This window comes from Collinsella sp. TF08-11AT, assembly GCF_003437035.1.
Taxonomy (GTDB): Bacteria; Actinomycetota; Coriobacteriia; order Coriobacteriales; family Coriobacteriaceae; genus Collinsella.
Window position 1 is genome coordinate 429 of record NZ_QSRL01000014.1, and the last position, 13,895, is coordinate 14,323.

11 protein-coding genes are annotated in these 13,895 nt (G+C 61.0%); 10 read left to right on the forward strand and 1 reads right to left on the reverse strand.

The window, feature by feature from the left end:
* Positions 1-442: 442 nt before the first annotated feature.
* The 5 genes from ligA to DXC79_RS08480 all read left to right on the forward strand — a co-directional run bounded on the left by ligA (position 443) and on the right by DXC79_RS08480 (position 4,460).
* Positions 443-2,671: an NAD-dependent DNA ligase LigA gene (ligA, locus tag DXC79_RS08460; RefSeq protein WP_117635871.1), complete on the forward strand. Its 2,229-nt coding sequence runs from the start codon at positions 443-445 to the stop codon at positions 2,669-2,671.
* 273 nt (positions 2,672-2,944) lie between these two features.
* Positions 2,945-3,337, forward strand: a complete 393-nt coding sequence (locus tag DXC79_RS08465; RefSeq protein ID WP_158550998.1) for a type II toxin-antitoxin system Phd/YefM family antitoxin — start codon at positions 2,945-2,947, stop codon at positions 3,335-3,337.
* Positions 3,334-3,756: a PIN domain-containing protein gene (locus DXC79_RS08470; protein ID WP_117635873.1), complete on the forward strand. Its 423-nt coding sequence runs from the start codon at positions 3,334-3,336 to the stop codon at positions 3,754-3,756. The genes DXC79_RS08465 and DXC79_RS08470 overlap by 4 nt, the downstream gene beginning before the upstream one ends.
* 136 nt (positions 3,757-3,892) lie before the next feature.
* Complete coding sequence (locus tag DXC79_RS10265; RefSeq protein ID WP_255413270.1) at positions 3,893-4,135, forward strand: type II toxin-antitoxin system prevent-host-death family antitoxin; 243 nt, start codon at positions 3,893-3,895, stop codon at positions 4,133-4,135.
* The gene (locus DXC79_RS08480) at positions 4,125-4,460 is read left to right on the forward strand and encodes a type II toxin-antitoxin system RelE/ParE family toxin (protein WP_158550999.1); all 336 of its coding nucleotides are present in this window, start codon (positions 4,125-4,127) and stop codon (positions 4,458-4,460) included. Before DXC79_RS10265 ends, DXC79_RS08480 begins: the two co-directional genes overlap by 11 nt.
* 137 nt (positions 4,461-4,597) lie before the next feature.
* Here DXC79_RS08480 and DXC79_RS08485 read toward each other — a convergent pair whose 3' ends face one another.
* Positions 4,598-5,944, reverse strand: coding sequence for an MATE family efflux transporter (locus DXC79_RS08485; protein WP_117635876.1), 1,347 nt, complete (start codon positions 5,942-5,944; stop codon positions 4,598-4,600).
* A gap of 261 nt (positions 5,945-6,205) precedes the next feature.
* On the opposite strand from DXC79_RS08485, the gene DXC79_RS08490 reads away from it, so the two are divergent.
* From DXC79_RS08490 to mobB, 5 genes are all read left to right on the forward strand, one after another.
* Positions 6,206-8,035, forward strand: a complete 1,830-nt coding sequence (locus DXC79_RS08490) for an ABC transporter ATP-binding protein (RefSeq protein ID WP_117635877.1) — start codon at positions 6,206-6,208, stop codon at positions 8,033-8,035.
* Positions 8,028-9,926 (forward strand): ABC transporter ATP-binding protein, encoded by a 1,899-nt coding sequence (locus DXC79_RS08495; protein ID WP_117635878.1) that lies wholly within the window; start codon positions 8,028-8,030, stop codon positions 9,924-9,926. The genes DXC79_RS08490 and DXC79_RS08495 overlap by 8 nt, the downstream gene beginning before the upstream one ends.
* A gap of 215 nt (positions 9,927-10,141) precedes the next feature.
* The gene (locus DXC79_RS08500; RefSeq protein WP_117635879.1) at positions 10,142-11,179 is read left to right on the forward strand and encodes a hypothetical protein; all 1,038 of its coding nucleotides are present in this window, start codon (positions 10,142-10,144) and stop codon (positions 11,177-11,179) included.
* A gap of 235 nt (positions 11,180-11,414) precedes the next feature.
* Positions 11,415-12,470: a GTP 3',8-cyclase MoaA gene (moaA, locus tag DXC79_RS08505; protein WP_233503088.1), complete on the forward strand. Its 1,056-nt coding sequence runs from the start codon at positions 11,415-11,417 to the stop codon at positions 12,468-12,470.
* 4 nt (positions 12,471-12,474) lie between these two features.
* Positions 12,475-13,770 (forward strand): molybdopterin-guanine dinucleotide biosynthesis protein B, encoded by a 1,296-nt coding sequence (gene mobB, locus DXC79_RS10290; RefSeq protein ID WP_117583354.1) that lies wholly within the window; start codon positions 12,475-12,477, stop codon positions 13,768-13,770.
* Positions 13,771-13,895 lie beyond the last annotated feature (125 nt).

Here is a 13,895-nt window from a genome sequence, read left to right on the forward strand (position 1 = left end):
AAATTCCCAAAAGCAACCCTGTTAAGATAAATTTTTTCTGTCACTGCACCTCCATATCTCTCTCGTGTATACGCCATACGCAACTCTTTTCAAAAAAGAAGTGGACGCGCTGGCAAAGGTTCGGAATGGTCTGGACAGTTAGTTCAGATACGTATAAACCCGAGGCGGTTCAGCATGCGTTTTGAGCTGTTTGGGATGGGGGAGGGGTTCGGATGGGAGTTTAGAAAGGGGACGAGCCGGTCGTGCAACCCCCGGGGCGGCCAAATTGGCTGGAATGGCGACGTCTGAACACGACCAGGCTCGCAGAATTATACGTATCTGAACTAACTGTCCAGTCCGGTCCGGCGGCTGCCGATTCGGTGCGGTTTGAGACCGCTATTCGGCCCCGTTGCGACCGGTGGTACTCTTGTATCCGTTTGAAATCGAGCGAAGGAGTGCCGCTATGGAGCAATCGAGCCTGTTTGGTGACGGCGTGGACATCGATACCGAAACGCCCGCGAGCGCGGATGCCGCCGCACCGGCCGATGCCCGTGCCCAGGCGGCAGCACGCGCGGCCGAGCTGCGCCACGAGCTCGATTACCACGCGTACCGCTACTACATGCTCGATGCGCCCGAGATCACGGACGCCGCCTTCGACAAAATGCTCGTTGAGCTGCAGGAAATCGAGGCGACCTACCCCGATTTGGTGACGCCCGACAGCTATACCCAGCGTGTGGGCGGATACGTGAGCGAGCAGTTTACGCCGGTAACGCACATGGCGCGCATGTATTCCATGGACGATGCCATGGACCTGGACGAGCTCGACGCGTGGCTTCAACGCACCGAGGATGCGCTCGGTGCCGGCAGCGTCACCTATACCTGCGAGCTTAAGATCGACGGTCTGGGCGTGGCGCTTACCTATCAAAACGGCACCTTTGTGCGCGCGGCCACGCGCGGCGATGGCACCACGGGCGAGGACGTATCGCTCAACGTCCGTACCATCAAGGATGTGCCCATGCACCTGTCCGAGCCGGCGCTCGCCCACATGGGCGCCGACCGCGAGCGCACCATTGAGGTACGCGGCGAGGTCTATATGCCTAAGGGCAGCTTTGTGCGCCTCAACGACGAGGCCGATGCCGAGGGCCGCGACCCCTTCGCCAACCCGCGCAACGCTGCCGCCGGTAGCCTGCGTCAGAAGGATCCCAAGGTCACGGCGCGGCGCGACCTGGCCACCTTTATCTACGCCATCGCCGATACCGACCCGCTGCACGTCCACAGCCAGCGCGAATTTCTCGACTGGCTGCGCAACGCCGGCTTTAGCGTCAACCCCAACGTGGCTCGTTGCGCCACGCCGGCCGAGGTCCACGAGTTCTGTGCCCAGGCGCTCGAGCACCGCGGCGACCTGGACTACGACATCGACGGCGTGGTCGTAAAGGTTGACAGCTTCCAGCAGCAGCTCGACCTAGGTTTTACCGCCCGCGCACCGCGCTGGGCCATTGCCTTTAAGTTCCCGCCCGAGGAAAAGCAGACCATCCTGCGCGAGATTCGCATCCAGGTGGGCCGCACCGGTGTGCTCACGCCGGTCGCCGAGTTCGACCCGGTGACGGTCGCCGGTTCCACCATCGCGCGCGCCACGCTGCACAACATCGACGAGATCCGCCGCAAAAACGTGCGCGAGGGCGACACCATCATCGTGCACAAGGCGGGCGACGTGATCCCCGAGGTTGTGGGTCCCGTGCTCGACAAGCGCCCGGCCGATTCGGTCGACTGGCACATGCCCGAGGCCTGTCCCGTGTGCGGTAGCCCCGTGGTCCACGAGGACGGCGAGGTGGCCTACCGCTGCGTGTCCATCGACTGCCCCGCGCAGCTCAAGGAGCGCCTGCTCCACTGGGTGAGCCGCGGCTGCATGGACGTCGACGGCCTGGGCGACGAGATCGTCGACAAGATGATCGCCGCCGGGCTGATTCACGACGTCGCGGACTTCTACCAGCTCACGGTTGACGACATCGCCGGACTGGACACAGGGCGCACCTATGCCAGCTCCAATAGCAAAAAGGGCGTCAAGAAGGGCGACCCCATTCCGGTAGGCCTCAAGACGGCCGAGAAAATCATCGCCGAGCTCAACAAGTCCAAGAGCCAGCCGCTCGGTCGCGTGCTGTTTGCCCTGGGCATCCGCCACGTGGGCAAGAGTGTGGGCGAGGTCATTGCCGAGCGATTCCTGTCGATTGACAAGCTCATCTTGGCGAGCGAAGAGGATATCGCCGAGTGCGAGGGCATCGGTCCCAAGATTGCGGCGAGCGTCAAGCAGTTCCTGGCCGTGCCCGAAAACCTTGCCGTGCTGGAGCGCCTGCACCAGGCGGGCCTGTCGCTCGAGGTCGACTTGGGCGCCGCGCATGCACAAGCCGCAGCCGACGCGGGCGTGGCGGGCGAGCTCGCCGATGCACAACCGCTCGCGGGTCTGACCTTCGTGCTCACCGGCACGCTCGTCAACCGCACTCGCGACGAGGCGGGCGCGGCGCTCAAGGTGCTCGGCGCCAAGGTTTCGGGTAGCGTGTCAAAGAGGACGAGCTATCTGGTCGCCGGCCCCAAAGCAGGCTCCAAGCTCACCAAAGCCGAGCAGCTGGGCGTGCCCGTGCTGGACGAGGACGCGCTCGAGCAGATCTTAGCTACTGGTGAGGTGCCCCAGGCTTAAGGTGCCGATAATCAAATTGGATAACCTCCCGGAAAGTCTGATACTTTCCGGGAGGTTTTTATTTGGGTGCGGTGACGGACACCGTGATCTGCGTCATGTAGGTTGCTGAGGGTGATCCTGCGGATCGGTACCGTCTCGGAGCGATAAGAGATTCATACAAAGCAGAGGTGCCCGTAATGGTTGATTGCCCCCATTGTGGTGATTTTTATATACGCTAACATTAACATTAACGTGTATACTAAGCAGCGAAGATATATGTTGAGAGGAGCCGCTATGGTTACCGTCGCGTTTTCGGAACTGCGCCAAAACCTTACGCAGGTGGCCGAAAAGGTTGCCAATGAGGGCGAGGAAGTTGTGGTCTTCAAGCGGAGCAAGCCGTTGTTCAAGATCGTGCCGCTCGACTATCAAGGCCCGGTTGCAGTGGAATATGACGCTACCCAGGAGCGCGGGGGCGCAAAGCCGACGCGCGGCTCGGACAAGCCCAAGCGCGACGTGGGTACGATGTGGCATCCCAAGATCACCTGGAAGGAGATTCGCGAAATGCTCGCGGAGGATGAGGACTACCAGGAGTATCTCGATATCGTAGCCAAAATGCCAAAAGGAACGCCGCTCGATACGATGACAGTTGAAGATGAAAAGCGCGTTGCGAGGGAGCGCTACCTATGAGAGCATTTCTCGATACCAATTTTCTGCTCGATTGCGTGCTTCCGGGCCGGCCGGAACATGCGTCGGCGCAAGCGATCAAGGGGCTCGTCGACGTGGGGCTTATCGAGGGCGTTGTTTCGGCTTGTTCTCTCAAGGACGCGTACTACATTCTCACCAAACAGGCCGGCGAGGCGCGCGCCCGCGAGGTGGTACGCGACTGCCTTAAGAGCTACTCGTTAGAGCCTCTCGACCAAGAAGCTTGTTTTACCTCCGCCTATTCCGATGAGCCGGACTTCGAGGACGGCTGTATCCGTGCGATGGCAGAGCGTGCCGGCGTGGACTTTATCATCACCCGCGATCGCGCCGCTTTTGTGCGCTCAACCATCAAGACCTTCTCGCCCGCAGAGTTCATCCGTGCGTTTCCGATACCGGAGGAGTAGAACCGCCATATCGGGGGACTGTCTCCAGTGTGGTAGATCTTCTGTAGCCGACGCTCGTTAGCTGAGCTATACTTCATAATTATGTACATAATTATGATTGGAGTTGAACATGCCCGTTTGCGTTCCAATTAAAGATATGCGGGACACCGCGAAATTCTCGGAGCTCGTTGAAACTACTACTGGTCCAGTGACTGTTACAAAAAACGGCTATAGCAAATTTGTTGTACTTCGATCCGAGGACTACGACCTCATGGTTCAGGAACAGGCTAAGGCTCGTCTGATGGCTCGTATAGCTGTGGCCGAGCGGGAGCGTGCTGCCGGCACGGCGCGTGATGCCTTTGAGGCCCTCGATGACCTTGAGGCAAAATATGGCCTATAACGTCAAAATTCTGCCTACAGCTGAACAAGAGGTTGACGATATCGTTGATTATTTATTAGGGCATGGTGTTTTTACTGCCCGAAACTTTCTTGATAAATACCGTAGCCAACTCCAGCATCTTCAAAGTGGCGTAGTTGACTACGGTTTATCGAAATTGCCCGAGCTTGCAGTGCTTGGTTACCATGCTTGCCTCGTTAATTCTTATGTAATGCTTTATTACTACGATAACGAGGACGTTGTAGTTGCCCATGTTTTTCACCAAAGCCAAGATTATGCCGCATTGGTGATATCTAGAAATCGATTCGAGTTGCTGGATGATGATTAGTAAGAACCGCCCGGAAGCACGATGCCTTCCGGGCGGTTCTTACTTTGCTGGGGCAACCGGCACCGTGATCTGCGTCACGTAGGTCGCGGGGTCGTCGCTGATGATGTCGTCGACGAGGGCGATTTCGTGTCGCCCCGCTACGCTGCTAACTTGTCAAAAGCCCCGCGGCGGTTGAGCGCGGTAAATGCAATCACGCAGATGACCGCCGACAGAATCGAGCCGCACGGCGAGGCGATGCCCATGGGGAACAGCGTGTCAGAATAGGCATTCGACAGCAGCCAGGCGCCGGGCACGCGAATGAGCGCCACGGCCAGCACGTTGTGCGCAAAGCCGATGTAGCTCTTGCCGTATGCAGCGAAAAAGCCGCTAAAGCAAATGTGGATGCCGGCAAAAATCGCGTCGAAAATATAGCTGTGCATATAGCCGGTACCGGCTGCGACCACCGCGGGGTCCTTGGCAAAAAAGCCGATAAACGCCGGCGCCACCAGCCACATCAGCACCGTGATCAGGCAGCCGTACACCACCGAGATGGTCATGGCATCCTTGAGCACCTGACGCGCGCGGTCGCCCTTGCCCGCGCCGGCGTTTTGTGCCGTGAGCGCGCTGACGGTAGCGCCCATGGAACTCGGCACGATAAACAAAAAGCTGATCATCTTCTCGACCAGGCCCACGGCGGCGGCGTCGACCAGACCGCGGTGGTTGGCGATGACGGTGATAAACATAAACGCCACCTGGATGCAGCCGTCCTGCACAGCCACGGGCACGCCGATTTTAAGAATGCTGCCGAGCACCTCGGGCTGGGGGCGCAGGTCGCTGCGCTTAACGTGGATGTTTGTGCGACGGCTCTTGAGCCACACGAGCGCGAGGGCAACGCTGGCCGTCTGCGCGGTCACCGTGCCGAGCGCTGCGCCCACGGGGCCGAGCCCCATGTGGCCGATAAACAGAAAATCGAGCGCGATGTTGATGATGCACGCCACGCCGATCACGTACATGGGCGAGCGCGAATCGCCCAGCCCGCGAAAGATGGCCGAAAGAATGTTGTACGCGGCGATAAAGGGAATGCCGATAAAGCAGATACGCAGGTAGGCGGCAGTGCCTTCGACGGCTTCGGCGGGAGTGCCAATGAGCGCCACGATCTGCGGGCACAGCGCGAGCAGGACAGCGGCCAGTACCACCGAGACACCCATAAAGAGCGTGATGGTATTGCCGATGGCGGTCTCGGCGCGATCGAAGCGGCGCGAGCCCACGGCGTGGCCGACGATGACCGTCGTTCCCATGGCCAGGCCCACGAGCGTCACGGTAATGATATAGAGCGTCTGTGCGCCGTTGCCCACGGCGGTGATGCCGGCAGCGCCGCTAAACTGCCCCATCATGTACAGATCGGCCATGCCGTAGAGCATCTGCAAAAAGTACGAGAGCATATAGGGCAGGGCAAAGACCGCGATGGTCTTGAGGACATTGCCGCGTGTGAGGTCGTGTTCCATGGTCGGGGCACTTTCTGGCTTGGGTCGTTTACGTACCAGTGTAGTGAAAACCCTACAACGATTGTAGAGTCAAGGTTTGTGTTGGCGGCAGGGCGAAAAAGTCACGCTCGCGTTCATTTCTAATTGAATACGGACGTGCGCCCTGTGAGCATGGCGTCTGCACTAGCCTTGCAGAAATCGATTTCGCATCACTTGACACCGCCGCACGGCGCGCCATAATACGTGGGTTTGCGAACAACGTTTGATGGGGGATGAATCTGCGTGCGCAATCTCAAGATTTTGTTTTCCTATCTGGGGACATACCGCCGCGATGCCATACTCGGCGTGCTCTTTGTGACGGCCGAGACGGCGCTCGAGCTGTTTATCCCGGTCATCATGGCAAATATCATCGATGTGGGCGTGCCCGCGGGCGACATCAACTACATGCTGTTGCAGGGCACGTATATGTTGGTATGCGCCGCATGTTCGCTGGTACTTGGCTTGGGCTATGCACGCACGTCTGCTCGCGTCGCCTCGGGGCTGGGCGCTAACCTGCGCGAGGCGGAGTATCGCAAGATCCAGACGCTCGCTTTTGGCAATCTGGACAACTACGACGCCAGCTCGCTTGTCACTCGCATGACCACCGACATCACCGTGATTCAAAACGCTGTAGGTAACGGCTTCCGCCCCATGGTGCGCGGGCCGGTAAATCTGGTCATGGGCCTCGTCTACGCTTTTGCGCTCTCGCGCGAGCTCGCGGCGGTCTTTGCCGTCATTCTGCCGATGCTCGCCATCGTGCTCGGTATCATTACCGTGCGCGTGAGCCCGCTCTACCGCCAACTCCAGACCTCGATGGACCACCTCAACGGCGTGGTGCAAGAGGACCTTACCGCCGTGCGCGCCGTGAAGGCTTACGTGCGCGCCGAGCACGAGTGCGACAAGTTCGACACCGTCAATACCGAGCTCGCCGGCACGGCGACCAAGACCTTCGGCACCGCCGTGCTCAACCTGCCGGTGTTCCAGCTCTCGATGTACGTGGCTGCGCTCTCGATCCTGTGGATTGGCGGCCGCATGATCATCGAAGGTCGCTTGGGCGTGGGCTCGCTCACGGGCTTTATGAGCTATGTGCTGCTGATTATGAACTCACTCATGATGATTTCCAACGTGTTTTTGCTGCTCACGCGCGCTCTTACGAGTGTGGGCCGTATCGCAGAGGTGGTCGATGAAGAGCCCTTTATCGCCAATCCTGCGGGAGACCTCGCGACTGCGGCGCCAGCGGACGGCAGTATCGAGTTTCGCGACGTTTCTTTTAAATACCGCGCGGATGCTGCCGAGGATGTGCTCGAGCATATTGACCTTTGCATTGAGGCGGGCTCCACGGTGGGCGTGCTCGGCGGCACGGGCTCGGGCAAGAGTTCGCTTGTGCAGCTAATCGCGCGCCTGTACGACGCCACCGAAGGCGCCGTGCTCGTGGGCGGGCGCGATGTGCGCGATTACGACCTGGCCGCCCTGCGCGACGCCGTGGGTATCGTGCTGCAAAAGAACGTACTGTTTACGGGTACCGTGCGCGAGAACCTGCAGTGGGGCAATCCACAGGCGTCGGACAATGAGCTCCTCGCGGCTTGCCGCGCGGCGTGCGTGGATGAGTTCCTCGATCGCATCGGCGGGCTGGACGGCTATCTGGGCCAGGGCGGTGCCGGTGTCTCGGGCGGGCAGAAGCAGCGCCTGTGCATCGCGCGTACATTGCTCAAGCATCCGCGTGTGCTCATCTTTGACGATTCGACCAGCGCGGTCGATATGGCGACCGACGCCAAGATCCGCGAGCATATCGCTCAGATTCCCAATACGACGGTGATTGTCATCGCACAGCGCATTGCGAGCGTCATGGATGCCGATCGCATTGTGGTGTTGGACGACGGTCGTGTCCATGGCGTGGGCACGCACGAGGAACTGCTGGCGGGCGACAACATCTACCAGGAGATTTACGCCTCGCAGATGGAGTTTGCGGGGGATGCGGACGCCGGTGACGGCAGCGACGATGGCTGCGCGAACGATCCGTTTTCTTCCGTCCCCAGCGGATCGACCTTGGAAGGGGGTGAGCGCCATGCCTAAGACATCCGCTCAGGCCCGTCCCACCAATCTGACGCAGACGCTTCGCCGCCTGCTCTCCTACATGGGGCATGCCAAGTTCTCGTTGCTCGCGGTGGGCGTGCTCGCCTCCGTCGCCGCCATCGCGAGCCTCGCCGGCACCTACATGGTGCGCCCCATCGTTAACGGTTTGGCCACGGGCGGGGAGGAACTGCTCGCCAAGCAGGTCATCCTGACGGCGATCATCTACGCCGCGGGCGTGCTCTCGGCTCTGGGCTACTCGCAGATTATGGTGCGCGCGGCCCAGCGCGTGGTCTCCGATATTCGTCGCGACCTGTTCGCGCACATCCAGACGCTGCCGCTCAGTTATTTTGACAGCACGCGCTCGGGCGACATCATGAGCTTCTTTACCAACGACGTCGACACCGTCTCCGAGGCGCTCAACAACAGCTTTGCCAACGTGATTCAGGCCGCCATTCAGGTTGTGGGCACCACGGCCATGCTCATCATCCTTAACTGGCAACTCACGATTATTACGCTCGTGTGCGACGCGGCCATTGTGCTGTATGCGCGCTACTCGGGCATGCGTTCCAAGCGCTTTTTTGCCGCCCAGCAGGCATCGCTTGGCGACCTGGACGGATATATCGAAGAGATGGTTTCGGGCCAAAAGGTCATCAAGGTCTTTAACCACGAGGCAGCGAATGTCGTCGGCTTCGCCTGCCGCAACGATGAGCTTCGCCGCACCGGCACCGCCGCCGTGAGCTATGCCAACTCCATGGTGCCCATGACCGTCGTGATTGGCTACGTCAACTATGCCATCGTCGCCGTGGCGGGCGGCATGCTCTGTATCAAGGGGCTCGCCGATGTAGGTGCGCTCGCGAGCTATCTGGTCTTTGTACGCCAGGCGGCCATGCCCATCAACCAGTTTACGCAGTTGGGTAATTTCTTACTCAACGCGCTGGCCGGTGCCGAGCGCCTGTTTGCCGCCATGGACCTTAAGCCCGAGGTGGACGAGGGCTGCGTGGAGCTGGTGCAGACGGGCGACGCTGTGTGGGCATGGAAGATTCCCGAGGGCCAGGGCGTGGGCGCGTACGGGCATCTGCATGATGTGGCTGCCGTTAATGAGTCGGGCCGTGCGGTGGCTGCCGACGGTACCGAGCTCACGTGCGGCTTGGTCCCGCTTGCCGGCGACGTGCGCTTCCATGCCGTGGACTTTTCCTACGTGCCGGGCACCCGTGTGCTCACGGACCTCAACCTGTTTGCCAAGCCGGGGCAAAAGATCGCGTTTGTGGGCTCGACGGGCGCCGGAAAGACGACCATCACCAACCTCATCAACCGCTTCTACGAGGTCGATGACGGCGAGATCACGTACGACGGCATCGACGTCAAGCACATTGCCAAGGCCAGCCTGCGCGGGTCGCTCGGCATTGTGCTGCAGGATACGCACCTGTTTAGCGGCACCATTGCGCAGAACATCCGCTTTGGCAAGCTCGACGCGACCGACGAGGAGGTGCGCGCCGCTGCCGAGGCGGCCTGCGCGGATTCGTTTATCCGCCGCCTGCCTAGAGGGTACGACACGCCGGTCACGGCCGACGGCGCCAACCTGTCGCAGGGCCAGCGCCAGCTGCTCGCCATCGCGCGCGTGGCCGTTGCCGACCCGCCGGTGCTCATCCTGGACGAGGCCACTTCGAGCATCGACACGCGCACCGAAAAGCTCATCGAGCGCGGTATGGACCGCATCATGCGCGGACGCACCACGTTTATGATCGCGCACCGCCTGTCCACCGTCCGCGACGCCGACGCCATCATGGTCCTCGAACACGGCCGCATCATCGAGCGCGGCACCCACGAAGAGCTGCTCGCCCAGCACGGCGAGTACTGGCAGCTGGCGCATGGCTTAAAAGAGTTGGATTAACCCGTTCGAGCACGATGCTTCGACCCCTTCGTGCCTCTCACCTCGCCTCAAACCATCACAACATTCGACGTTTTTTGCCAAAATCGGGAAAAGCATCGAATGTTGTGATGGTTTTTCTGCCACTCGATCGGGTGGAATCGCTTTCTTGCGCACGAAGGTGTGCGGACCCGTGGGCAGGGGAATAAGGTTGGTTATCCGACTCCATTGGAGGGCTCATGGACCTGCCGATCGTCCTGTCCCATAAGACTGCCTGGCTGTACCACAACGTGGCGCGCCCGTCCGAGCCGCTCTCGCGAGCAAGCAGCCTATACGATGAGGACTCGCTTGCTAGCGAGGCGGAGCCGACCGCGAGCCTGCCCAAATTGGGACTCGATGCCAAGGGGCTGAGGGCTTCAACGGCAGTTGGGATCGTTATCGACTATCTGGTTTCGCTTGGTATTCCACGAGAAGAGCTCGATCATATCGATACGCTCGTCAACTTCGATTTTGAGCGCTCGACGCCGGCTGGATTTAGGTGCCACGTGTTTGGAGCGCCGGTACCTCCAAGCCATCTTATCGAGGTGGCAGAGGGCCTTCTGGTGGTTGATGAGGCCATGTGCTTTGTCCAAGCGGGTTCGTGGATGAGCGAGCCCGAGCAGCTGGAATATGGCTACGAAATCTGTGCCCGATACCATTTGAATCATCTGTCGACAGGCGATTATATCGAGATGGGGCAGAGGTATACCGTTGCCGATTTGATTGCCTATTGCAATGAGAACCGATCTCGTCAGGGGGCTGTACGCGCGGCCGCCGTGCTCAGGCGCGTACACGATGGCGCGCGGTCGCCCATGGAGACGGCCACCGCAATCATGGTCGTAGCAAAACGTTCCCAGGGAGGGCTTGGATACGTCAAGGTTGAGCTCAACCATCGGGTCGATGTTCCCAACGAGTTCAAGTATCTCGCAAAGGCCGGGTATTTCAAGGTCGACGTATATGCGCCTGCGAGCGGTACGGGGATTGAATACAACGGCTCGGACCATCTTGATAAACAACGCAGCGCGTCGGATGCGGAGCGTATGGCCGTGCTGAGCGCGCTGGGCTTTAGGATGATCGTCCTCACCGGGACTCAGTTTGCCCATCAGCTGCAATTGCACCGGGCGATGAACGCCATCGCGCTCGCTATGGGTCTCAAGTGCGATCGAAGCGAAGCGTTCCAGAAGCGGCAGAATGACCTGCGGGAATTCGTGATTCGGCACTGGGACGGCGGCCTCTAGGGGCGTTTTGGTCCTTCTACGGGGTGCCGTGGGCAGGCAGACCATCACAACATTCGGCGTTTTTTGCCAAAAACGGGAAAAGCATCGAATGTTGTGATGGTTTGCGTGCTGAGGATGGGCTTGGAAAGTCCGTTTTGCTCGAAGCGACCTGTCCTGTCGTACGGGTGTCGGCATGATTCTCCCGTGGAGTATTATGTTTTCCGAAGAATAAAACGCCGCGTGAGGGGAGGGCTGCGTGGACGGGCGCGTGCAACATGACGGCTTTGGCCGCGATATCAACTACCTGCGCATTGCCGTTACCGACAAGTGCAATTTCCGCTGCATTTACTGCATGCCGGCCGATGGCGTGGCACCCCGCGCGCACGACGAGCTGCTCAGTGCCGAGGAAATCGCCCGCTTTGTGCGCCTGGTAGCGGGGGAGGGCATTCGCCGCGTACGCCTGACGGGCGGCGAGCCGCTGGTCAGCCGCCGTATCATTCCGCTCATTCGCGACATCCGCGCGATTCCGCAGATCGAGGACATCTCGCTTACCACCAATGGCGCCCTGCTGCCCAAGCTGGCACCGCAGCTCAAAGATGCCGGCCTTAACCGCGTCAACATCTCGCTCGACACGCTCGACCCTACGCTGTTTGGAAAGATTACGCGCCTGGGTCGGCTCGAGCAGACCATGGCTGGCATCGACGCGGCGCTGGCCTGGGGCTTTGAGCCCGTTAAGGTCAACTGCGTTGTGGTGCGCCGGCTCAACCAAGATGTGGCGGCCCTCGCGCGGCTCACGCTCGACCGTCCCATCCACCTGCGCTTTATCGAATACATGCCCATTGGCGACGAACACACGAGCTCGCATTGCGCTGTGGACCCGCATGCGCCCGCGCTCAATCCCGAGTTGTGGGATGCGAGCGACACCGTGCCGAGCGACGAGCTGCGGACGCGCATCAATGCCGGGGCCGCCGCGGCGGGACTGGGCGAGCTCGAGCCGCTCGACATCAACGACGCTCCTGCCGGCGCGGGTCCTGCGCGGTACTGGCACTTTCCGGGTGCGGCGGGAACGGTCGGCTTCATCAGCGCCATGTCCAACCATTTTTGCGCGAATTGCAACCGTCTGCGCCTGACGGCCGACGGTAACGTGCGTCCGTGCCTGTTCAGTGACGCCGAGTATTCGGTGCGCGATGCCCTGCGCCGTGGTGATGATATGCAGGTAGTTTCGATTTGGCGCGATGCCGTGGCCCACAAACCGCAGGAACACGCGATAATTGAGGGCACGCAACGATTTATGTCCCAAATCGGAGGATGATCATATGGCCAAGAGCAGGTACGCCGATGCCACCAAGGCCGCTCGCAGGGCCGCGATGTCTGCCCGCAAAGTCACGGCTGCGGCTGGCGATGCTGTCACTGCCGCACAGCCGACTTCCAGCGCTGCAGCCGAGCCCACCCGTGATGCCCGTCGCGACGAGCTGACGCACGTGGACGCCAAGGGCGAGGTACGCATGGTCGACGTGTCCGACAAGGCCGAGACCCATCGTATCGCCATCGCCGAGGGCACCATCCTCATGCATCCCGAGACGCAAGCCATGGTGCTGCAGGACCGCGCCAAAAAGGGCGACGTGCTTGCCTGCGCGCGCGTGGCGGGCATCATGGCCATCAAGCGCACGAGCGACATCATCCCCATGTGCCATCCGTTGCTCATTACCAAGAGTAAGTGCGACATTGCGCCCATCGCGCCGGCGGGGACGCCCGTCGAGGACGTGCCCGAGGGCTGGGCGCCGTCGCGCGCGGACGGGCAGGTCGGCTTTCATGTGCTGGTCACAGCCGGCGTGACGGGCAAGACCGGTATTGAGATGGAGGCCCTGACCGGCGCGAGCGCCGCGTGCCTGACCATCTATGACATGTGCAAGGCCGTCGATCGCGGCATGGAGATTGTCGACGTGCGCCTGTTGCACAAGGAAGGTGGCCGCTCGGGCGTGTGGGATCGTTCAGAGCGTCAGGCCGCTGCTGCTGAGGCCGTGGCCGCTGACGGTGCCGCGATCGCGAGCGCACCCGTCGCCGTCGCGCCTGCGGCCCTGACCCCGGCCGTCCCCGCGATCGCGTTTATCGGCTACCAAAACTCGGGCAAGACCACGCTCGTCGAGAAGGTCATTGCCGAGCTCACCCGCCGCGGCCTGCGCGTGGGTTCGCTCAAGCATCACGGGCACCACGGCTTTGATATCGACGTGCCCGCTAAGGACACCTGGCGCCATCACCAGGCCGGATCCAAGCACGTGGGCCTCATCTGCGCCACGCGCTGGGCGGAGTACGCCGACACGCGCGAGGAGGACGAGATGCCCGCGCGCGAGCTGCTGTCGCGCTACAACGATGTCGACGTGGTGATCATCGAGGGTTACAAGACCGAGGGCTTCGACAACATCGTGGTCGCGCGCTCCGGTGTCGACCGTCTGCGCGGCAAGAGCTCGCTCGACCTGGTCGACGGTCACACGCTGGCCCTTGCCTGCAACGAGGCCCTGGCGCGTCAGGCCTTCGACGCCGGCTTTGCGACCCGAGCCATCAACATCAACGACGCCCGAGCCATCTGCGATCTGATCCAAGATCACCTTTAAGGCTCGACGCTGCGCCGGCCCCAAGCACCCCATCTCGCCCCTCAAGCCGTCGCTCGCGTACCAAAGTACGCGTCGCTCCTCTTTCGGGGCGACCTGGGGCACTTGGAACCGGCTCGCTGCGCTGC

Coding starts and splice junctions, on each gene's coding strand:
- DXC79_RS08500 (WP_117635879.1), top strand. CDS start 10,142: ATGGACCTGCCGATCGTCCTGTCCCATAAGACTGCCTGGCTGTACCAC.
- DXC79_RS08465 (WP_158550998.1), top strand. CDS start 2,945: ATGGTTACCGTCGCGTTTTCGGAACTGCGCCAAAACCTTACGCAGGTG.
- DXC79_RS08470 (WP_117635873.1), top strand. CDS start 3,334: ATGAGAGCATTTCTCGATACCAATTTTCTGCTCGATTGCGTGCTTCCG.
- ligA (WP_117635871.1), top strand. CDS start 443: ATGGAGCAATCGAGCCTGTTTGGTGACGGCGTGGACATCGATACCGAA.
- mobB (WP_117583354.1), top strand. CDS start 12,475: ATGGCCAAGAGCAGGTACGCCGATGCCACCAAGGCCGCTCGCAGGGCC.
- DXC79_RS08480 (WP_158550999.1), top strand. CDS start 4,125: ATGGCCTATAACGTCAAAATTCTGCCTACAGCTGAACAAGAGGTTGAC.
- DXC79_RS08485 (WP_117635876.1), bottom strand. CDS start 5,944: ATGGAACACGACCTCACACGCGGCAATGTCCTCAAGACCATCGCGGTC.
- DXC79_RS10265 (WP_255413270.1), top strand. CDS start 3,893: ATGCGGGACACCGCGAAATTCTCGGAGCTCGTTGAAACTACTACTGGT.
- DXC79_RS08495 (WP_117635878.1), top strand. CDS start 8,028: ATGCCTAAGACATCCGCTCAGGCCCGTCCCACCAATCTGACGCAGACG.